The organism is Curtobacterium sp. ER1/6 (assembly GCF_001742745.1).
In the GTDB taxonomy this organism is placed as follows: Bacteria; Actinomycetota; Actinomycetes; order Actinomycetales; family Microbacteriaceae; genus Curtobacterium; species Curtobacterium citri.
Genome location: NZ_MJAK01000001.1, coordinates 392,252 through 412,091, shown reverse-complemented (window position 1 = coordinate 412,091; position 19,840 = coordinate 392,252). Strand labels below are relative to the sequence as shown.

Here is a 19,840-nt window from a genome sequence, read left to right as displayed (position 1 = left end):
ACGCTGGTACACGGTATTTCGCCGGACCGGTCCTCGCAGTCGGTCAGGACGCTCACGGTGACCTGCCCGATCACGGACACACCCGTGCCCTAGACTGCTACGGCCCGAAGCCGAGCAGCGACCGCTCCGGCTGGATCCGAGCAACCAGAGAAGGCACCGCCCCCATGGACCAATCACTCTTCCTCATCGTCATCATCGTGGCGTTCGCCGCGTTCATGTTCTACAGCAGCCGCAAGCGCAAGAAGCAGCAGGCGGAGCTCCAGACGAAGATGGTCCCGGGCTCCCGCGTCATGCTCTCGTTCGGCCTCTACGGCACGCTCGTGTCCGTCGACGACGATAAGGTCACGGCTGACGTCGAGGTCGCTCCCGGCACGGTCGTGACGGTGCACCGCCAGACCCTGTCGCGCGTGGTCGACGAGGACGCGTCCGACGTCGAGACCACCGTGGTGGCCGACGACGAGACCACCGCCCCGAAGCCGGTCGCCGAGCTGAACGGTGAGCCGGTCTACGGCGAGCGTGTCGACGAGGTCGACCCGGCGAAGCGCAAGACCGAAGACTGATGCTCCCCGGTCGCCGGGTCCACCGACCCGGCGACCACACCTCCTGCCGCCGGCCTCGCCGCCGTCGGTCCTGAACAGAAAGACGAGACGACCGGTGGCACGATCGACACCCGTCAAGAAGGCGTTGCGCTCGCTCACCTGGCTGGTGATCATCATGGCCGCCCTGGCGGGCCTGAACACTGCCGCGTCGGTGCTCGCCGCCAACAGCAAGGACGACACCAACGAGTGGTTCGCCGGCGCGAGCTGGGTCCCGGAGCTGGCGCTCGACCTGCAGGGCGGCACGCAGCTGACGCTCGCGGCGCAGAACACCGAGGGCGGCTCCGTCACCTCGCAGCAGTTGAACCAGGCGGTCAACATCATCCGCCAGCGCATCAACGCGACCGGCGTCTCCGAGTCCCAGATCAACACCCAGGGCACGAACAACATCGTCGTGTCGATCCCGGGCAAGCCCGACAAGGCGACGATCGACCGGATCGAGGCCGCGGCGAAGCTGACCTTCCGCCCGGTGCTCTACACGGAGGCCGCGACGAACACGGCGGTCGGCGGGAGCGACGGGAAGACCGCTTCGCCGACGCCGTACTCGCCGCCCGCGTCGCTCGACGCCACCCCGAGCACGAAGCCGACCAACGGCAGCGACCTCGCGCAGGTGACCCCGGCGCTGCAGGACCTGTACACGAACTACAACTGCGCTGCGCCGGACGACGTCACCGCGGCGCCGGACGACGAGCCGCTCGTCACGTGCGACCAGGACGGTGCCGCCAAGTACATCCTCGGCCCCGTCGAGGTGTCCGGTTCCGGCATCAGCAACGCGACCTCGGGCCTCGCCACCGACTCGCAGGGCGCCACGACCGGCCAGTGGGCCGTCAACCTGACCTTCCGCGGGCAGAGCTCGGACGACTTCCGCGACGTCACGAGCCGCCTCGTCAAGCTCCAGCCGCCGCAGAACCAGTTCGCGATCGTGCTCGACGGCACGGTGATCACCGCCCCCGCCTCGAACGCCGCGATCACCAACGGCAAGGCCCAGATCACGGGCAACTTCACCGCCGAGTCGTCGAAGACCCTCGCCGACCAGCTCAAGTACGGTGCCCTGCCGATCAACTTCCAGGTGCAGTCGAACGAGAACATCTCGGCGACCCTCGGGACCGCGCAGCTCGTCGGCGGCCTCGTCGCGGGCCTGATCGGTCTGATCCTGGTCATCATCTACTCGGTGATCCAGTACCGCGCACTCGCGTTCGTGACGGTCCTGTCGCTCGGTGTGGCCGCGGTGCTGACCTACCTGGTCATCGCGATCATGTCGTGGCGGGTGGACTACCGCCTGTCGCTCGCCGGCGTTGCCGGTCTGATCGTCGCGATCGGCATCACCGCGGACTCGTTCATCGTCTACTTCGAGCGCATCCGCGACGAACTGCGCGACGGCCGCGGCCTCGAGAGCGCCGTGGAGGCGGGGTGGCGGCGGGCCCTCCGCACGATCCTGGCGTCCGACTCGATCAACTTCCTCGCCGCGGTCGTGCTCTACATCCTGGCCGTCAGCGACGTGAAGGGCTTCGCATTCACGCTGCTCCTCACCACCCTGATCGACATCGTCGTCGTCGTGCTCTTCACGCACCCGATGATGCAGCTCATCGCCCGCAGCCGCTTCTTCGGCGAGGGGCACAGGTTCAGCGGACTCGACCCGTCCGCACTCGGCGCGGTCTACCGCGGCCGTGCGCAGTTCCGTGCACCGGTCGTCGACGGCAAGCGCCAGCGGAGTGCGGGGGAGGCCCAGCGCCGCCAGACGATCGCAGAGCGGAAGGCCCAGCAGGCCTCCGGCGACAACGGCTCGACGCCGGACGGGAAGGACGACTGATGGCCAGCTTCAGCCAGTTCGGCAGCGACCTCTACACGGGCAAGCGCTCGTACGACATCGTCGGGCGCCGGAAGACCTGGTACCTCGTCGCGATCATCGCCATCGTGGTCTCGCTCGCGGTGCCGTGGCTCCGCGGCGGCTACCACCTCGGCATCGAGTTCACCGGTGGTTCCGAGTTCACGATCTCGAACGCGAAGGACCTCGACCAGTCCATCGCGACCCGCACGGTCGAGTCGATCGTGCCCGAGGGCATCCCGCGCGTCTCGCAGGTCGGCCAGGACGGCATCCGCGTCCAGACCGAGCAGCTGACGGACCGCGAGACGAGCGACGTGCAGGACGCGCTCGCGCAGGCCTACGGTGTGTCCGACGACCAGGTCGCCTCGACCTACATCGGTGCCACCTGGGGTGCGGACGTCCTCGCGCAGGCCATCCGCGGCCTCGTGATCTTCCTCGCGCTGGCCGCCGTGGTCATGGCGCTGTACTTCCGCACCTGGAAGATGTCGGTGTCCGCCATGGTCGCGCTGCTGCACGACCTGCTCATCACCGCCGGTGTCTACGGCATCGTCGGGCTCGAGGTGACGCCGGCCGCGGTGATCGGCTTCCTCACGATCCTCGGCTACTCGCTCTACGACACCGTCGTGGTGTTCGACAAGGTGCGCGAGAACACCGCGCAGGAGTCGCACCGCACCTTCGTGCAGTCGGTCAACCTCGCGGTGAACCAGACGCTCGTCCGCTCGATCAACACCTCGGTGGTCGCGCTCCTGCCCGTCGCGGCGATCCTCTTCATCGGGTCGTACGTGCTCGGCGCCGGCACCCTCCGCGACATCTCGCTCGCGCTCTTCATCGGCATCATCGTCGGCACCTACTCGACGATCTTCATCGCGTCGCCGATGTACGCGCACCTGCGGGAGAACGAGCCGAAGGTCAAGGAGGCCGACGCGAAGAAGACCCGCGCCGCCGAGAAGCGCCAGCGCGAGGTCGACGCCGCGGCCGAGGTCGCCTGATGGCGGTCGAGGTGCACGACGTCGACGTCGCCGAGGCGCGGCGTCGCCTGGACGCCGGCGCCCGACTGTTCGACGTCCGCGAGCAGGGGGAGTGGGACGAGGTGCACGCCCCCGAGGCGACGCTCGTGCCGATGTCCGAGCTCGTCGCCCGCTGGCAGGAGATCGACGGGGGCGACCAGCCCGCGATCGTCGTCTGCCACTCCGGGGCGCGGTCGGCCCGGGTGGTCGCCGCCCTCGAGCAGTCCGGGGTCCCCGCGGTCAACCTGACCGGCGGCATGGTCGCCTGGGAGCAGGCGGGCCAGCCGGTCGTGCGCGACGCCCAGGGCGAACCGCGTCACGAGCACTGACCGGACACGCGTAGGCTTGCCGGACCGTACCCGCACTGGAGGCGCACCATGACGGACACCCGTGAGTCCTCGCCCCAGGGTGCGCCGTCGCCCGACGCGAGCCGTCCCGGTTCCGCACCACGGCCCTCCAGTCCGCTGAACGCGACGACCACCGGCAACCTCGGTTCCCTGCGGTCCCTGCTGCCCCGCCTGTTCTCGCGGGCGCAGCCCGCTGGTGCCGTCGACACGCTCATCCGGACCGTGCGGTCGCACCACCCCAAGGCCGACGTCACGCTCATCGAGCGGGCGTACTCGGTCGCGGAGCGCGCCCACGACGGGCAGAAGCGCAAGTCCGGCGAGCCGTACATCACGCACCCCGTCGCGGTGGCGCAGATCCTGGCCGACCTCGGCATCGGCACCATCACGATCGCCGCCGCGCTGCTGCACGACACGGTGGAGGACACCGACTACCAGCTCGACGAGCTCCGGGCCGACTTCGGCGACGAGATCGCGATGCTCGTCGACGGCGTCACGAAGCTCGACAAGGTCAAGTACGGCGACAGTGCCCAGGCCGAGACCGTCCGCAAGATGGTCATCGCGATGTCGAAGGACATCCGTGTCCTGGTCATCAAGCTCGCCGACCGCCTGCACAACGCGCGCACGTGGGGTTTCGTCGAGTCCGCGTCGGCCACGCGGAAGGCCAAGGAGACGCTCGAGATCTACGCGCCCCTGGCGCACCGACTCGGCATCCAGATGATCAAGCTGGAGCTCGAGGACCTGTCGTTCGCGGTCCTGCACCCGAAGCTCTACGTCGAGATCGACAGCCTGGTCAAGGAGCGGCAGCCGCGCCGCGAGCAGTTCGTGCAGAACGTGATCGGCACGCTCAAGAAGGACCTCAAGGCCGCGAAGGTCCGCGGCGAGGTCATGGGCCGGCCGAAGCAGTACTACTCGATCTACCAGAAGATGATCGTGCGGGGGCGCGAGTTCGACGAGATCTACGACCTGGTCGGGATCCGCGTGCTCGTGCCGACCGTCCGCGACTGCTACGCCATGCTCGGCTCGGTGCACGCGCGCTGGACGCCGCTGCCGGGGCGCTTCAAGGACTACATCGCGACGCCGAAGTTCAACCTGTACCAGTCGCTGCACACCACGGTGCTCGGGCCCCAGGGCCGCGCCGTGGAGATCCAGATCCGCACGCACGAGATGCACCAGCGGGCCGAGTTCGGTGTCGCGGCGCACTGGAAGTACAAGCAGCGGGCAGCGGGACGCGACGTCGACACCGCGTCGACCACGGACGACCAGGACATGGCGTGGCTCGCCCACATCACCGACTGGCAGGCCGAGACGAGCGACCCGGGGGAGTTCCTCGACTCGCTGCGGTACGAGATCGGTGCCAAGGAGACGTACGTCTTCACCCCGCAGGGCAAGGTCATCGGCCTGCCGGCGGGCGCGACCCCGGTCGACTTCGCCTACGCGGTGCACACGGAGATCGGGCACCGCACGATGGGTGCGAAGGTGAACGGTCGACTCGTGCCCCTCGAGAGCGCGCTCTCCAGCGGTGACGTCGTCGAGATCTTCACGTCGAAGAACCCGGACTCGGGGCCGAGCCAGGACTGGCTGACCTTCGTGCGGAGCCCGCGGGCCCGCAACAAGATCAAGCAGTGGTTCACCAAGGAGCGTCGCGAGGAGGCGATCGAGCAGGGTCGCGACGCGATCGCGCGGGCCATGCGGAAGCAGAACCTGCCGCTCCAGCGCATCATGAGCCAGGACTCCATCGCCGAGGTGGCGTCGTCCATGCGGTACGAGGACGTCTCGGCGCTGTACGCGGCCGTCGGCGAGGGGCACGTCTCCACGCAGTCGGTCATCGAGAAGGTGCTCGGCAACGTCCAGACCGAGTCGGAGACCGACGAGCCGGAGCTGGCGTTCCCGCGCCAGGTGACGAGCCGACAGCTGCGCAACAGCGACAGCGGCGTGCTCGTGCGCGGCGCGCCGGACATCCTGGTGAAGCTCGCGAAGTGCTGCACCCCGGTGCCGGGCGACCAGATCGTCGGGTTCATCACCCGCGGTCAGGGCGTGTCCGTGCACCAGGCGTCCTGCACCAACGTGAAGTCGCTCATGAACGAGCCGGACCGGATGATCGAGGTCGAGTGGGCACCGTCGTCCAAGTCGGTCTTCCTCGTGCAGATCCAGATCGAGGCCCTCGACCGATCGGGGCTCCTCAGCGACGTCACGCGGGTGCTGACCGACCACCACGTCAACATCCTGTCGGCGACCGTGTCGACGTCGTCCGACCGGCTCGCGCTCAGCCGCTTCGTGTTCGAGATGGGTGACACGACGCACCTCGACCGCGTGCTCAACGCGGTGCGCCGGATCGACGCCGTCTACGACGTGTACCGGGTCAGCGCCGGCTGACCGGCACCGTCACCTCCGCGAGCCGCCGTGCCGCCTGACGGACCATCGGCACCGTCCCCAGGGCGTCGAGTCGCGCCCGGACGGCATCGGGGTGGACCACCCCGATCGCGACGAGCCCGCGCAGGCAGTCGTGCGCGTCGGCGGCGAACGGCCCGGGCGCACGCAGCAGGTCGAGTGCGGTCCGCAACGGCGTCGTGACCCGGACGGTCCCGAGCACGACCACGTCGCCGTCCTCGAGCCGGACCTCGCGGAGGCGGACGTCGGCGTCGACGCGCACGCGCACGTTCGGTGGTGCGACCACCTCGGGCACGGCCGGCTCGCGTGCCGTCGCGCCCCAGATCCAGGCAGCGGACCGCCCGCCCGCGACCAGGCGTCGGTCCGGGAGCCGCCACGCGTGCGCAGCGGCCCGGAGCGCCGGGACCTGCGGCTCGGCGGGAGAGGCCCAGCACCGTCCGACGGCGACGAGCTCGCCGGCGAGGACCGCGGCGCGCAGTTCCGCCTCCGGCCAGTCGTCGCTGGTCAGCAGGCGCGGGGTCGGCACCCGCTCATCCTGCCCGACCGGCAGGGGGTCCAGCGGCCCTGTGGACAGGTCGGTGGACGTCCGGCCTTCCCGGGGTCCCGCTCAGTTCAGGACGTCGGCGCGGTCCGGCCGCGCCGCCCCGCTCAGCGCAGGACGTCGGCGCGGTGCACCAGGGCGCCGGCGCCGATGAGCGGACCGTCCTGCGAGAGCCCGGTCGGCACGATCCGGACCTTCGTCACGAAGCCGAACTCGACCCGTTCGGCCACGGCCTCCCGGGCGTACGTGAACAGGTCCGGGCTGACGTGGGAGAACCCACCGCCGATGGCCACGACCTCGAGGTCGACCAGACTGGTCGCGGCCGCGATCGCCTGCCCGAGGGCCCGACCGCTCCGCTTGACCGCGGCGACCGCGATCTCGTCGCCTGCGGCGTAGGCGGCGGAGAGCTCCTCGCCGGTCGTCCCGGCGAAGCCCTGACGCTGCGCCCAGGCCACGGTCTTCGGGCCGCTGGCGACCGCTTCGAGGCAGCCGGTGCCGCCGCAGGCGCAGGGGTCGTCGAACCCGCCGCACTCGACGTGCCCGATGTGGCCGGCGTTGCCCGTCGGACCGCTGACCGTCCGGCCGTGCAGGATGAGGCCGCCACCGACGCCCGTCGACACGATCATGCCCATGACGTGGTCCGAGCCCTGCGCGGCGCCGACCCAGTGCTCGGCGAGCGTGATCGCGAGGCCGTCCATCCGGAGCGTCACCGGGACGCCGTCCGGTACGAGGGCGGCGACCCGGTCACGCAGCGGGTACCCACGCCAGACCGGCATGTTGAGCGGCGAGACGAGCCCCCGCTCCTCGTCGACCGGCCCGGCGGACCCCACGCCGACACCGACGAGGACCGCGTCGGTCGGCAGGGTCGCGAGCGTCGCGGTGACGACCTCGTCCACGGCCGCCTGCAGCTCGTCCGACGTCCGCTGCGGCCCGGTCGGGCTGCGGTGCCGGGTGCCCGGCACGACGACGCCCTGGTCGGTCACGAAGGCCGCCTCGACCTTGGTGCCACCGAGGTCCACGGCGAGTGCGAGCGCCGAGCCCGACGGGGACGACAGGGACGAGGGGGACTGGGGTGCGGTGCTGGACATGCGCGCTCCGATGCGGCGGTCTGGAGGCCCGGTGCGGCTGTCCGACGCGTCCACGCGTCGGTGCGTGCCGACCCGGGCGACGGGGTCGGGTTGGGTGGTGCTGGTCCGGGCCTCGTGCGGGCCCGGGGGACTCAGTACGAGGTGGTGTCGTCACCGAGGGCGGAGGCGGCGCCCGTCTCGGCACGGTGGGCGAGCTCGTCGAGGATGCGGGCGGAGGCGCTCGTGCCGATGCGGTCGGCGCCGGCGTCGACCATCTCGACGAGCGTGTCGAGACCGCGGACCCCACCGGAGGCCTTCACGCCGGTGTCCGGTCCGACCGTCTCGCGCATGAGCCGGATGTGCTCGGCGGTCGCGCCACCACCGGCGAAGCCCGTCGAGGTCTTCACGAAGGCGGCACCGGCACGCTGGGCGGCACGCGAGGCCGCGACGACCTCGTCGTCGGTCAGGAACGCCGTCTCGAGGATGACCTTCACGACGGTGTCCCCGGCGGCGTCGACCACGGCGCGGACGTCCTGTTCGACGCGCTCCCAGTCACCCGAGCGTGCTGCGCCGACGTTCTGCACCATGTCGAGCTCGAAGGCGCCGTCCGCCAGGGCCTGCAGGGACTCCGCGACCTTGGTGGCGGTCGTGGTGGTGCCGTGCGGGAAGCCGATGACGGTGCCGACGCCGACCCCGGTGCCCCGCAGGCGCTCGACGGCGTGGGCCACGTCGCTCGGACGGACGCACACGCTGAACACGCGGTACGCAGCGGCCTCGTCGAGCTGCGCGTCGACGTCGGCGCGGGTCAGCTCCGGCTTGAGGATCGCGTGGTCGATGAGGGCCCGCACCTCGTCGGCACCGAGCGGCGCGGGACGGACCTGGTCTGCGGGGGATGCTGCGTTGTCCACCCGGAAAGACTACCCGGAGGCGACCGGCGTACCGTGCCCCTCATGCAGGTCCTCGTCACCGGTGCAACCGGCTACATCGGAGGACGTCTCGTCCCCCGTCTCCTCGAGGCCGGACACCACGTCCGCGTCTTCGTCCGCACGCCCCGCAAGCTCCAGGACGTGCCGTGGCACGACGACGTGGAGATCGCCGCGGGCGACCTGCAGGACGCCGAGGCCGTCCGTGCCGCGGTGCAGGGGATCGAGGCGGTCTACTACCTGGCGCACGCGATGGGCGCGGACGGCGACTTCGAGCAGGCCGAGCGGAACGCCGTCGAGACCATGGCGCGCGAGGCCCGCGACGCCGGGGTCGGTCGGTTCGTCTACCTCGGGGGGCTTCACCCCGACGGCGAGCTCTCGAAGCACCTCCGCAGCCGCAAGGAGGTCGGTGACGTGCTGCTCGCGTCCGGCGTGCCGACCATCGCCTACCAGGCGGGTGTCGTCATCGGCTCGGGCAGCACCTCGTTCGAGATGATCCGCCACGTCACCGACGTCCTGCCGTGGATGCCCGCGCCGCGGTGGGTGCGCAACCGCATCCAGCCGATCGCCGTGCGGGACGTCCTGTACTACCTCGTCGAGGCGCTCCGGATCCCGGCCGACGTGAACCGCACCTTCGACATCGGCGGGCCGGACGTGCTCAAGTACGGCCAGATGCTCAACGGCTACGCGGTCGAGGCCGGGCTGCCGCAGCGCCGCTTCTCGGTGCTCCCCGTGCTCACCCCGGGGCTGTCCGCGCACTGGTTCAACATCGTGACGCCCATCCCGCGCAAGCTCGCGACGCCGATCATCGAGTCGCTGCAGTTCGAGTGCGTCCAGCGCGAGCACGACATCGACGACGTCGTGCCCCGTCCCGAGGGCGGCCTGACCTCCTACCGCCGTGCCGTGCGGCTCGCCCTGACGAAGATGCGCGACGGCGAGGTCGAGACGAGCTGGCGCAACGCGACCCTCGCGGCGACCTCGGCCGACCCGCTGCCGAGCGACCCCGAGTGGGCCGGCCACACGGTCTACGTGGACGACCGGAAGCGACACTCCTCGGCCAGCGCCGCGGACGTGTGGCGGGTCGTCGAGTCGATCGGCGGCGAGAACGGCTGGTACTCGTTCCCGCTGGCGTGGGTCGCCCGCGGGTGGCTCGACAAGCTCGCCGGCGGCGTCGGGCTGAACCGGGGCCGTCGTGACCAGCGCCGGCTCGAGCAGGGCGACGCGCTCGACTGGTGGCGCGTCGAACAGCTCGAGCGTGGCCGGTACCTCCGCCTGCGTGCGGAGTTCAAGTCCCCGGGCCGCGCCTGGCTCGAGATGACCGTGACGCCGAGCGACGACGGCGGGAGCGACTACCACCAGCGGGCGATCTACTTCCCCCAGGGGTTGTCCGGGCGCCTGTACTGGTACGGCATCCTGCCCTTCCACGGGGTCATCTTCCCCGGCATGGTCGAGCGCATCACCGCGGCGGCCGAGCGCGAGTCCGAACACACCGAGTCGACGGGGCGGAACTGGACCCAGCAGAATGGGGACCCCCGACCGGCACACGAGGAGGCAGCATGACCACGGAACACCCCAGCGTCCTGTTCCTGGGCGACAGCATCACCGAGCAGGGGTCGTGGGACCAGTGGCTCCCCGGCGAACGCACGAGCAACCGCGGGGTCGGTGGCGACACCACCGACGGCGTGCTCGCCCGGCTCGACGACGTCATCGCGGAGCAGCCCGAGGTGATCGTGCTCCTCATCGGGACGAACGACTTCGGCAACCACCGCGCCAGCGTCGAGCACGTCGTCCGCGGCGTGGAGTCGATCCTCGTGACGCTCCGCCGCGAGCTGCCCGGGGTCCGACTGCTGCTCGTCTCGATCCTGCCGCGGCAGGCCGACTGGTGCGCGAAGATCGAGGAGGCCAACCGCCACCTCCGCCAGTTCGTCGCGACCTGCCACGCGCAGTACCTCGACCTGTGGCCGGCCCTCGCCGACGACGACCACCTGGACGCCCGGTACACCGACGACGGCCTGCACCTCACCGAGGACGGCTACCGCGCGGTCGTCGACGAGCTCCTCCCGGCGCTCGAACGGGTCCGCGACCTGCCCCCGATGTCCCGCTCCATCCAGGCGATCGACCTCGGGGAGACCGGCGCCTGATGCCGCGGAAGGGACGCCCACCGGCCGGATCGTCGCTGCAGGGCGTGCCGTCGGGCCGTCCGGACGCCCGACGGCCGGCGGGCGCGACTGCCGGGACCGACGGCACACCGCCGTTCACACGTCCCGCACTCGCGCCGTCGCTGCTCGCCGCGGTGGTCCTCGTCGCCTTCGTGGCGATCGTCGACTCGTCGGCGTTCGTCTTCGTCCGCTGGGGGGTGACGGTGCTCGCCCTGATCGTGCTCGTCTTCGCGGTCCGCGGCCGGGCGTGGTGGGCCGTGGCCCTGACGGCCGCGATCGCGGTCTGCTGGAACCCGGTCGTCGTCGTGCCGATCCCGGGACAGGTCTGGGCGGCCCTGCAGCTCGTCGCGGCCGCCGCGTTCATCCTGGTCGGGATCTCGGTCAAGGTGCCCCGCGAGGCGGACGCGGGGCGTGCCTCCCGGCCGTGACCCGCACGCGCTCGCGTGCTCCCGGCGGACGGTAGGATCGCAGGAGCCGGGCACGGGGTCCGGCTGACGCGACCCGAAGGGCATGGATGAGCCACGAGACCGAGCCGGCGACCGAGAGTCCTCTGCTGAACCCTCGACCGTCCTCCGGCGGTCTCGACCGTCCCGACGTCGTCGTCCGCAAGGGACGGCTGACCCTGGTCAACGGGCACCTCACGCCCCAGCAGTCGATGATCGAGGACCTGTTGTTCCTCGACGACGCACTCACCGCCGGTGACGTCGACCACCTGCTCATCCGTGGCAACGACCGACGGCCGGTCATCGCGGTCGACGAGCGGGACCGCCAGCGCGCCGAGAGCGCCGTCATGGCGGCCGCCGCGAACGAGCCGCTCTACGCCAAGCCGCCGGGGGAGCCCGCGGTCCTCGTCGTCGACGACGGCCTCGGCAACGCCGACGAGCCCGTGCTCCGGGTCTTCCGGCCCCGCCTCGAGCCGCTCGGTCGCCTCCGGTACGGCGCCGAGACGAGCGTGCAGCTCGAGTTCTGGCGCGTCACCGACACCGAGGTGCTCGCGCCCGTCGAGAACGCGCTCATGCGTCGCAGCCTGCCGATCGACGAGTTCGTGCTCGTGGACATCGAGCGGTACGGCCGCACCTGGCGGACGGTCGAGCACATGTTCGACGACCACGTCTCCGACATCCGCTTCCCCATCGACATCGTCTTCTCGTGGGTCGACGGCAACGCGATCGAGTACCAGCGCGCCCGTCAGGCCGCGCAGGCGAACGCCGTGCTCGGCGAGGGCGACGACGCCCCGGCCCGCTTCCGGCAGATCGACGAGCTGAAGTACGCCCTCCGATCCGTGCACACCTTCGCGCCGTGGATCCGCCGCATCTACATCGCCACCGACTCCTCGGCGCCGGCGTGGCTCGCGGACCACCCGAAGGTGCGGATCGTGCGGAGCGAGGAGTTCTTCGCCGACCCGTCCGTGCTGCCGACGCACAACTCGCAGGCCGTCGAGTCCCAGCTGCACCACATCCCGGGCATCAGCGAGCACTTCATCTACTCGAACGACGACATGTTCTTCGGGCGACTCGTCGACCCGTCGGTGTTCTTCAGCCCGGGTTCGGTGACGAAGTTCATCCTCGCGACGACCCGCATCGGGCTCGGCTCGAACAACCCGGCTCGCAGCGGGTTCGAGAACTCCGCCCGGGTCAACCGCCGCCTGCTGCAGCAGCGGTTCGGCGCGGTCACCACGCGGCACCTCGAGCACGCGCCGACCCCGCTCCGGGCGTCGATCATGACCGAGATGGAGCACGAGTTCGCGGACGAGTTCCGCGCGACGATGGCCTCGCGGTTCCGTGCGGCCGAGAACATCTCCGTCACGAACTCGCTCTACCACTACTACGCGCTGCTCACGGGGCGGGCCATCGTGCAGGAGAACGCGCCGGTCCGGTACGTCGACACGACGATGCAGTCCGGGCTCAAGGCGCTCGAGGACCTGCTCAAGAAGCGGAACGTCGACTTCTTCTGCCTCAACGACGGCAGCTTCCCGGAGGTCTCCGACGAGGAGCGCACGCGGCGGGTGACGGACTTCCTCGAGAAGTACTTCCCGTTCCCGGCGCCGTGGGAGCAGCCGACCGACTGAGCGGGCGCCGGGCGGGCCGGGCGGGCCGGGCGGGTCTGGCCCGGTCGGTCGCCTTCGCGCGAGCGGGTCCTTCCTGTCACGCTCGGCGCGCGGGCGCGACGAGTCGTGCCCGCCGGACGACCGCGCGCGGCATGTCCTGCCCGCTCGGTGGGCAAGAGCAGACGCAGCGGGATGGACGGGAGGCGCGGCGCGCGTCCGGCAGGGACGTCACCCCGCAGCGGTCTCCGGCCTGCAGCGACGTCCGGCCTGCAGCGACGTCCGGTCGGCGGCGACGTCCGGTCGGCGGCGACGTCCGGTCGGCGGCGACGTCCGGTCGGCGGCGACGTCCGGTCGGCGGCGACGTCCGGCCGTCGAAGACGGATGGCCGTCAGCGACGTCCGGCCGTCAGCGGCGGACGGGGGAGGTGGGCACCGTGTCCAGGGTGAACACCGGGATGCTCGACGTGACGGGCGCCGGCTCGACGGCCGCGGCGATGGTGATGCCGGCCGCACCGAGGCGCGCCTCGGTCTGCTCGGCGGACACCGGCTCACCCACCGTCGAGTAGTGGCCGATCGGCACCACCGAGTGCACGACGTTGTTGCCGTACACGTGCACGAGGTTGAACGACTGCGCGCCGTCCTGCCCCCGGGTCCCGCCCTGGTACTCCGTGAGGTCCTGTGTGTAGCAGGTGGCACTCGCCACGGACACGGGCACACCCGCGAACACGGCGCTCGTCGAGTAGTGCAGGTGTCCGGCGATGATCGAGATGACGTCCGACCCCTCGACGACCTCCGCCAGCGCGGCCTGGTCGCGCAGCTCGACGAGCACGGCGAGGTCCTGCACGCTCGGCACCGGCGGGTGGTGCATCGCGAGGATCGTGCCGTGCGGCGCCGCCTCGGACAGCACCTCGGCGAGCCAGTCGAGCTGGGCGGGGGAGACCTCGCCGTGGTGCGCTCCCGGCACGCTCGTGTCGAGGGTGATCACGCGGAGGCCGTTCACGTCGTAGACGAAGTCGACCGGACGATCGGTCGGCTGGAGACCGAAGAGCTCCTGCCGGAAGGCACCGCGCTCGTCGTGGTTCCCCATGGCCCACACGACCTGCGCACCGAGGCGCTCGGCGGCCGGCTCGACGATGTCTCGGACCCGCACGTAGGCGCCGGGTTCACCCTTGTCCGCCACGTCGCCGGTGATGACGATCGCCTCGGGCCGCGTGCCCGATGCCTCGATGTCGGCGATGATCGCGGAGAGTCGCGCGGCGGAGTCGACGTCGCCGTAGAGCGCGCCGTCACCCGCCACGAGGTGGGTGTCGCTGAGGTGGAGGAGGAAGTGGTTCGGCCTGGGGTGTTCGGCCGTCCGGCTGTCCATCGGTCTCTCGTTCCGTTGGCGGATGCGTGGTGCAACACGTTGCCACACCGTCCTGGACGAGTCCAGCACGACACCGTGAACTGGGGGTGAACCGGAAGCGGGGTTTCGCCGAACCGGAACGAACGAGCCCCCCGACCACGATGTGGTCGGGGGGCTCGTTCGGTGGTGCCGGGACTCAGTGGTTGCCCGCACCGAGCGCCGGGGCCTGGGCCTGGTGGTCGCCCTCCAGCTCCGGGCCGTGGTGTGCGGCGTGCGCGGCCTCGAGCTCGGCCTTCGTGACCGGCGCGATGCGGTCCTCGAAGAAGAAGCGGGAGACGTTCGCGCGGACCTTCTGCACTCCGGTGATCCGACCCTTCGCGTCCGGGCGGACCATGAGCGGCTTGTACTCGTTGAACTGCAGGAGCTTCCAGCGCTCGTACTCGTCGAGCTGCTCGTGCACCTCGATGTACTCGCCGTGGGGGAGTCGGACGATGCGGCCCGACTCGTAGCCGTGCAGGACGATCTCGCGGTCCTTCTTCTGCAGCGCCAGGCAGACACGCTTCGTGATCCAGAAGGCGACGAACGGGCCGAGGACCGTCGTGGCCTGGATCACGTGGATCACGTGCTCGATCGACACCATGAAGTGCGTCGCGATGATGTCCGACGAGGCAGCGGCCCACAGCGACGCGTAGAGCGTGATGCCGGCGGCACCGATGGCCGTGCGGGTCGGGGCGTTGCGCGGACGGTCGGCGAGGTGGTGCTCACGCTTGTCGCCCGTCACCCACGCCTCGAGGAACGGGTAGGCGAACATCGCGATGATGAGGGCCATCAGGACGGCGATCGGCGCGAGGATGTTGAACGACACCGTGTAGCCGAACCACACGACCTCCCAGTGCGGCGGCACCAGACGGAGCGCACCGTCGGCGAAGCCGATGTACCAGTCGGGCTGGGTACCGGCGGACACCGGGGACGGGTCGTACGGGCCGTAGTTCCAGATGGGGTTGATCGTGAACAGCGACGCGATGAGGGCCAGGATGCCCGCGACGATGAAGAAGAAGCCACCGGCCTTCGCGGCGAACGCCGGGAGGATCGGGACACCGACGACGTTCTCCTCGGTCTTGCCGGGTCCGGCGAACTGCGTGTGCTTGTTGATGACGACCAGCACGAGGTGGACGCCCAGCACGGCGACGAGGATCGCCGGCAGCAGCAGGATGTGCAGCGTGTAGAGGCGGCCGACGATGTCGGTGCCCGGGAACTCGCCGCCGAAGAGCAGGTAGGCGATCCAGACGCCGATCACCGGGACGCCCTCGATCATGCCGACGATGATGCGGAGACCGTTGCCGGAGAGCAGGTCGTCGGGGAGCGAGTAGCCGGTGAAGCCCTCGGCCATGGCCAGGACCCACAGCACGAAGCCGAAGACCCAGTTGAGCTCACGCGGCTTGCGGAAGGCACCCGTGAAGAACACGCGGGCCATGTGCAGCATCACCGAGGCGACGAACAGCAGGGCGGCCCAGTGGTGGATCTGCCGGACGAACAGCCCGCCGCGGATGTCGAACGAGATGTTCAGCGTGGACTGCAGGGCGGTCGACATCTCGACGCCCTTGAGCGGCACGTACGAGCCGTTGTAGACGACCTCGGTCATCGACGCCTGGAAGAAGAACGTCAGGAACGTCCCCGACAGCAGGACGACGACGAAGCTGTAGAGCGCGACCTCGCCGAGCATGAAGCTCCAGTGGTCGGGGAAGATCTTGCGCCCGACCTCCTTCACGAGGCCGGAGATGCTGGTGCGCTCGTCGATGTAGTTGGCGGTGGCCCCGATGAGACGGGACCCGCGCGTCGGCTCGGGCCGGGTGGCCGTCGTCGGTGCGCTGGTGGTTGTGGTGCTGGTCATCAGCGTTCACGCTCCCAGAAGGACGGCCCGACCGGCTCGTGGAAGTCGCTCTGTGCGACCAGGTAGCCGTCGTCGTCGATCGCGATCGGAAGTTGGGGGAGGGGACGTGCAGCCGGGCCGAAGATGACCTCGCAGTTGTTCGAGACGTCGAACGTCGACTGGTGGCACGGGCACAGCAGGTGGTGCGTCTGCTGCTCGTAGAGCGCGACCGGGCACCCGACGTGGGTGCAGATCTTGGAGTAGGCGACGATGCCGTCGTAGCCCCAGTCCTCGTGCCCCTTGCTGGGGTTGAGGTCCTTCGGGTCGAGACGCATGAGGAGGACGGAAGCCTTCGCCTTCTCCTCGAGCATGTGCTCGGAGTCGAGCATGCCGTCCGGGATGACGTGGAACACCGAACCGATGGTGACGTCGGACGCCTTGATCGGCAGGCCCGTCGGGTCCTTCGTCAGGCGCATGCCCGACTTCCAGAACGTGTGGCGCAGGAGCTCGTTCGGGTCCTCGGCGGGGGCCAGGTCACGGACGAGCACGATGCCGGGCAGCGGGAAGGCCGCCAGCGCACCGATCATCGAGTTGCGGATCAGCTTGCGACGGCTGAAGCCCGACTCCTTGTCGGCGAGCTGGAACGCCTCGACCGCCTTGGCGCGGGTCGCGTCGGTGCCACGGGTGCCGTGGCGCATCTCCGAGATCTCGCGGTCGACGACCAGCGACTTGCCCCAGTAGACGGCGCCGAGGCCGAGTGCGAGGAGCGCGAGCGCGATCGAGAGGCCGAGCCAGAGGTTGCCGGCACGCACGGTGCCGAAGTCCTCGGGGTCGATCGGGAACGCGACGTACGCCGCGATCGCGAGGACGCTGCCCACGACGGAGAGGTAGAAGAACGTCGCGACCTGACGCTCGGCGAGACGCTGCTTCTTCGGGTCGACGTCGGTGCGGCGAGGGCGGTGCGGCGGCTCGCCCGGGTTCTCGAACGGCTCGGCGGGGACGACAGCCGTCCCGACGGAGGTGCTGGTCGTGCCGTGCTTCTCGACAGCCGAGGACGAGTTCAGTGCCTCGTCGTCGTGCTCTGCCATGGTGTTCCCTTCAGTGTCGTTCGACACGGACGATCAGTTGGACTTCGCCGTCAGCCAGACGGTCATCGCGACGACGGCGCCGAGGCCGAAGATCCAGATGAACAGACCCTCTGCCACCGGGCCGAGGGAGCCGAGGGCGAACCCGCCGGGCGACTTGTTGTCCTGCACGTACTTGAGGTACGTGATGATGTCGGCCTTCTGCTCCGGGGTGAGGTTCAGGTCGTTGAACACCGGCATGTTCTGCGGGCCCGTGACCATGGCCTCGTAGATGTGCTTGCCGGACACCGACTGCAGGTTCGGGGCGTACTTGCCCTCGGTCAGGGCGCCGCCGGCACCGGCCACGTTGTGGCACATGGCGCAGTTGATGCGGAAGAGCTCGGCACCCTCGGCCGCGTCGCCCTTGCCGTCCGTCAGCGACGAGGACGGGACCGACGGGCCGGGGCCCAGCGAAGCGACGTAGGCGCCCATGGCGTCGACCTGCTCGTCCGTGAACTGAGCGGGCTTCTCCTCGGCCTGGGGACCCTGCGCAGCCATCGGCATGCGGCCGGTGCCGACCTGGAAGTCGACCGACGCGGCGCCGACGCCGATGAGGGACGGGCCCTCGCCGGTGCCCTGGGCGTCGAGCCCGTGGCAGGTGGCGCAGTTCGAGGCGAAGAGCTTCTCGCCCTCGTTCACCTGGGACTGGCTCGACGCAGCGGTGGTGGTGCTGTCGTCGGCGTTGGCCGTCGAGCTGAACAGCGCGTACGCGCCGCCGGTGGTCATCAGACCCACGACGATGAGCGACACGGTCGCCATCGGGGAGCGGCGGCCCTTCTTGGACTTGCTTCTGTTGAACATGCGGTGGGGGCTATCCAGTTCCTACTTGAGAAGGTAGATGACGGCGAAGAGGCCGATCCAGACGACGTCGACGAAGTGCCAGTAGTACGACACGACGATCGCGGTGGTCGCCTCCTTGTGACCGAAGTTCTTGGCGGCGAAGCCGCGGCCGAGGGTCAGGAGGAAGGCGATGAGACCACCCGTGACGTGCAGGCCGTGGAAGCCGGTGGTCATGTAGAACGCGGAGCCGTAGGCGCTGGACGACAGCGTGACCCCGTCGTGCCAGAGGTGCGCGTACTCGAAGAGCTGGCCGCAGACGAAGATCGCGCCCATGCAGTAGGTGACGAAGAACCACTCCGTCATGCCCCAGTCCTTCGGGTTCCAGCTCGTGCGGTGCACCTGGAAGCGCTCCGCGGCGAACACCGCGAACTGGCAGGCGAAGCTGGACAGCACCAGGATGATCGTGTTCACGGAGGCGTAGGGCACGTCGAGCTTGGAGGTCTCGGTGGCCCAGAGCTCGGGGGACGTGCTGCGCAGCGTGAAGTAGATCGCGAACAGGCCGGCGAAGAACATGACCTCGCTGCCCAGCCACACGATCGTCCCCACGGCAACGGCGTTCGGCCTGTTCAGGACCGGACCGCTGGCGGATCTGGAAAGAGGGGTGCTAGTCACGTGTTCCATTATGGCCGAAACCGGTGACAGTGTTTTCGCAGCAGACTGGCGGGTCTTCCGAACTCAGTACGATCGAGGCATGTCGCTCCCACTCTCCTGGCCCGCGGTGATCAGCGCCCTCATGGCACGCGAGGACCTGACGATCAGCCAGTCCACGTGGGCCATGGAGGAGATCGTCCAGGGGCGTGCGACCCACTCCCAGATCGCCGCCTTCGCCGTGGCGCTGCGGGCGAAGGGCGAGACGGTCGACGAGGTCGTCGGCTTCCGCGACGCGATCCTCGACGCCGCCGTACCGCTGGACGTCGACCCGATGGCGCTCGACATCGTCGGCACCGGCGGCGACGTGGTCGGCACCGTGAACGTCTCGACGATGGCCGCGATCGTCATCGCCGCCTCGGGCGTGCCGGTCGTCAAGCACGGCAACCGCGCGAGCTCCTCGAAGTCCGGGTCGAGCGACGTCCTCGCAGCGCTCGGGCTCGACCTCTCCATGGACGCGGTGCGCGTCGCGGACACCTTCCGGCGTGTCGGACTGACCTTCGCCTTCGCGAGCGCCTTCCACCCGGGCTTCGCGCACGCCGCCCCCGTCCGCCGCGAGATCGGCGTCCCGACGGTGTTCAACTTCCTCGGGCCGCTCGTGAACCCGGCGCGTTGCGAGGCGAACGCCGTGGGCGTGGCACAGCTCGAACTGGTGCCGATCATCACGGGCGTGTTCCAGACCCGGGGCGCGACCGCGTTGGTCTTCCGGGGGGACGACGGGCTGGACGAGCTCACGACGACCGGGCACTCGCACATCTGGGAGGTCACGGGCGGGCGGGTCACCGAGCACGACCTCGACCCCCGCGACCTCGGTATCGCCCGCGCCCGCACCGAGGACCTGCTCGGCGGCGACCCCGAGCACAACGCGGCGGTCGTCCACCGCGTGCTCGCCGGGGAGACCGGACCGGTCCGCGACATCGTCCTGCTCAACGCGGCTGCCGGTCTCGTGTCCTTCCGCCTGGCCGAGGACCCGGAGCAGGCCGACCGGCCGATCCTGCAGCGCTTCCGCGAGCAGCTCGTCGTGGCGGCGGAGGCGGTCGACTCCGGCGCCGCGGCCCGCAAGCTCGCCGACTGGGTCGGCGTGGCACCCGCCGCCTGAGCACCACCAGCGCAC

Annotated in this window: 18 protein-coding genes; 10 read left to right on the top strand and 8 right to left on the bottom strand. The window is 70.2% G+C overall.

Annotation, left to right across the window (positions count from 1 at the left end):
• The first annotated feature begins 164 nt into the window (after nt 1-164).
• From Cus16_RS01860 to Cus16_RS01840, 5 genes are all read left to right on the top strand, one after another.
• On the top strand, nt 165-560 hold the full coding sequence (locus Cus16_RS01860; protein ID WP_069710903.1) for a preprotein translocase subunit YajC: 396 nt from the start codon (nt 165-167) through the stop codon (nt 558-560).
• 94 nt (nt 561-654) lie between these two features.
• Nucleotides 655-2,406 (top strand): protein translocase subunit SecD, encoded by a 1,752-nt coding sequence (secD, locus tag Cus16_RS01855; protein WP_069710902.1) that lies wholly within the window; start codon nt 655-657, stop codon nt 2,404-2,406.
• Entirely contained in the window at nt 2,406-3,410 is a 1,005-nt protein-coding gene (secF, locus tag Cus16_RS01850) for a protein translocase subunit SecF (RefSeq protein WP_069710901.1), read from the top strand. The genes secD and secF overlap by 1 nt, the downstream gene beginning before the upstream one ends.
• A complete protein-coding gene (locus Cus16_RS01845) occupies nt 3,410-3,757 on the top strand; it encodes a rhodanese-like domain-containing protein (RefSeq protein ID WP_069710900.1) in 348 nt (115 codons plus the stop codon). Before secF ends, Cus16_RS01845 begins: the two co-directional genes overlap by 1 nt.
• Nucleotides 3,758-3,805: 48 nt before the next feature.
• Nucleotides 3,806-6,148 carry a RelA/SpoT family protein gene (locus Cus16_RS01840; RefSeq protein WP_223246487.1) on the top strand — a complete coding sequence of 781 codons (2,343 nt, stop codon included), beginning with the start codon at nt 3,806-3,808 and terminating at the stop codon, nt 6,146-6,148.
• Here the strand turns inward: Cus16_RS01840 and Cus16_RS01835 are convergent.
• From Cus16_RS01835 to deoC, 3 genes are all read right to left on the bottom strand, one after another.
• Entirely contained in the window at nt 6,135-6,689 is a 555-nt protein-coding gene (locus Cus16_RS01835; protein WP_069710899.1) for a type IV toxin-antitoxin system AbiEi family antitoxin, read from the bottom strand. The genes Cus16_RS01840 and Cus16_RS01835 overlap by 14 nt on opposite strands.
• Before the next feature lie 122 nt (nt 6,690-6,811).
• The gene (locus Cus16_RS01830) at nt 6,812-7,792 is read right to left on the bottom strand and encodes an ROK family protein (RefSeq protein ID WP_069710898.1); all 981 of its coding nucleotides are present in this window, start codon (nt 7,790-7,792) and stop codon (nt 6,812-6,814) included.
• Between the two features lie 131 nt (nt 7,793-7,923).
• On the bottom strand, nt 7,924-8,679 hold the full coding sequence (gene deoC / locus Cus16_RS01825) for a deoxyribose-phosphate aldolase (RefSeq protein WP_069710897.1): 756 nt from the start codon (nt 8,677-8,679) through the stop codon (nt 7,924-7,926).
• Nucleotides 8,680-8,721: 42 nt separating this feature from the next.
• On the opposite strand from deoC, the gene Cus16_RS01820 reads away from it, so the two are divergent.
• From Cus16_RS01820 to Cus16_RS01805, 4 genes are all read left to right on the top strand, one after another.
• Entirely contained in the window at nt 8,722-10,254 is a 1,533-nt protein-coding gene (locus Cus16_RS01820) for an SDR family oxidoreductase (RefSeq protein WP_069710896.1), read from the top strand.
• Complete coding sequence (locus Cus16_RS01815) at nt 10,251-10,835, top strand: GDSL-type esterase/lipase family protein (RefSeq protein WP_069710895.1); 585 nt, start codon at nt 10,251-10,253, stop codon at nt 10,833-10,835. The genes Cus16_RS01820 and Cus16_RS01815 overlap by 4 nt, the downstream gene beginning before the upstream one ends.
• A complete protein-coding gene (locus Cus16_RS01810; protein ID WP_223246486.1) occupies nt 10,835-11,281 on the top strand; it encodes a DUF6804 family protein in 447 nt (148 codons plus the stop codon). The genes Cus16_RS01815 and Cus16_RS01810 overlap by 1 nt, the downstream gene beginning before the upstream one ends.
• Nucleotides 11,282-11,367: 86 nt before the next feature.
• Nucleotides 11,368-12,921, top strand: a complete 1,554-nt coding sequence (locus tag Cus16_RS01805) for a stealth conserved region 3 domain-containing protein (RefSeq protein ID WP_069710894.1) — start codon at nt 11,368-11,370, stop codon at nt 12,919-12,921.
• 384 nt (nt 12,922-13,305) lie between these two features.
• Here the strand turns inward: Cus16_RS01805 and Cus16_RS01800 are convergent, their stop codons facing one another.
• The 5 genes from Cus16_RS01800 to Cus16_RS01780 form a co-directional block, all read right to left on the bottom strand.
• A complete protein-coding gene (locus Cus16_RS01800; RefSeq protein ID WP_069710893.1) occupies nt 13,306-14,265 on the bottom strand; it encodes a phosphodiesterase in 960 nt (319 codons plus the stop codon).
• Between the two features lie 175 nt (nt 14,266-14,440).
• Entirely contained in the window at nt 14,441-16,135 is a 1,695-nt protein-coding gene (locus Cus16_RS01795; protein WP_069710892.1) for a cytochrome b, read from the bottom strand.
• Nucleotides 16,135-17,202, bottom strand: coding sequence for a ubiquinol-cytochrome c reductase iron-sulfur subunit (locus Cus16_RS01790; RefSeq protein ID WP_069710891.1), 1,068 nt, complete (start codon nt 17,200-17,202; stop codon nt 16,135-16,137). Before Cus16_RS01790 ends, Cus16_RS01795 begins: the two co-directional genes overlap by 1 nt.
• 33 nt (nt 17,203-17,235) lie before the next feature.
• The gene (locus Cus16_RS01785; RefSeq protein WP_069710890.1) at nt 17,236-18,039 is read right to left on the bottom strand and encodes a cytochrome c; all 804 of its coding nucleotides are present in this window, start codon (nt 18,037-18,039) and stop codon (nt 17,236-17,238) included.
• 21 nt (nt 18,040-18,060) lie between these two features.
• The gene (locus Cus16_RS01780; protein ID WP_069710889.1) at nt 18,061-18,699 is read right to left on the bottom strand and encodes a heme-copper oxidase subunit III; all 639 of its coding nucleotides are present in this window, start codon (nt 18,697-18,699) and stop codon (nt 18,061-18,063) included.
• Between the two features lie 70 nt (nt 18,700-18,769).
• Between Cus16_RS01780 and trpD the strand changes: the two genes are divergently transcribed.
• Nucleotides 18,770-19,825, top strand: coding sequence for an anthranilate phosphoribosyltransferase (gene trpD, locus Cus16_RS01775; protein WP_069710888.1), 1,056 nt, complete (start codon nt 18,770-18,772; stop codon nt 19,823-19,825).
• Nucleotides 19,826-19,840 lie beyond the last annotated feature (15 nt).

Bases quoted from the DNA above. Each gene is read 5' to 3' on its own strand.
- Cus16_RS01860 (WP_069710903.1), top strand. From the start codon at position 165: ATGGACCAATCACTCTTCCTCATCGTCATCATCGTGGCGTTCGCCGCG.
- secF (WP_069710901.1), top strand. From the start codon at position 2,406: ATGGCCAGCTTCAGCCAGTTCGGCAGCGACCTCTACACGGGCAAGCGC.
- Cus16_RS01845 (WP_069710900.1), top strand. From the start codon at position 3,410: ATGGCGGTCGAGGTGCACGACGTCGACGTCGCCGAGGCGCGGCGTCGC.
- Cus16_RS01840 (WP_223246487.1), top strand. From the start codon at position 3,806: ATGACGGACACCCGTGAGTCCTCGCCCCAGGGTGCGCCGTCGCCCGAC.
- Cus16_RS01830 (WP_069710898.1), bottom strand. From the start codon at position 7,792: ATGTCCAGCACCGCACCCCAGTCCCCCTCGTCCCTGTCGTCCCCGTCG.
- Cus16_RS01820 (WP_069710896.1), top strand. From the start codon at position 8,722: ATGCAGGTCCTCGTCACCGGTGCAACCGGCTACATCGGAGGACGTCTC.
- Cus16_RS01815 (WP_069710895.1), top strand. From the start codon at position 10,251: ATGACCACGGAACACCCCAGCGTCCTGTTCCTGGGCGACAGCATCACC.
- Cus16_RS01810 (WP_223246486.1), top strand. From the start codon at position 10,835: ATGCCGCGGAAGGGACGCCCACCGGCCGGATCGTCGCTGCAGGGCGTG.
- Cus16_RS01805 (WP_069710894.1), top strand. From the start codon at position 11,368: ATGAGCCACGAGACCGAGCCGGCGACCGAGAGTCCTCTGCTGAACCCT.
- Cus16_RS01800 (WP_069710893.1), bottom strand. From the start codon at position 14,265: ATGGACAGCCGGACGGCCGAACACCCCAGGCCGAACCACTTCCTCCTC.
- Cus16_RS01795 (WP_069710892.1), bottom strand. From the start codon at position 16,135: ATGACCAGCACCACAACCACCAGCGCACCGACGACGGCCACCCGGCCC.
- Cus16_RS01790 (WP_069710891.1), bottom strand. From the start codon at position 17,202: ATGGCAGAGCACGACGACGAGGCACTGAACTCGTCCTCGGCTGTCGAG.
- Cus16_RS01785 (WP_069710890.1), bottom strand. From the start codon at position 18,039: ATGTTCAACAGAAGCAAGTCCAAGAAGGGCCGCCGCTCCCCGATGGCG.
- Cus16_RS01780 (WP_069710889.1), bottom strand. From the start codon at position 18,699: ATGGAACACGTGACTAGCACCCCTCTTTCCAGATCCGCCAGCGGTCCG.
- trpD (WP_069710888.1), top strand. From the start codon at position 18,770: ATGTCGCTCCCACTCTCCTGGCCCGCGGTGATCAGCGCCCTCATGGCA.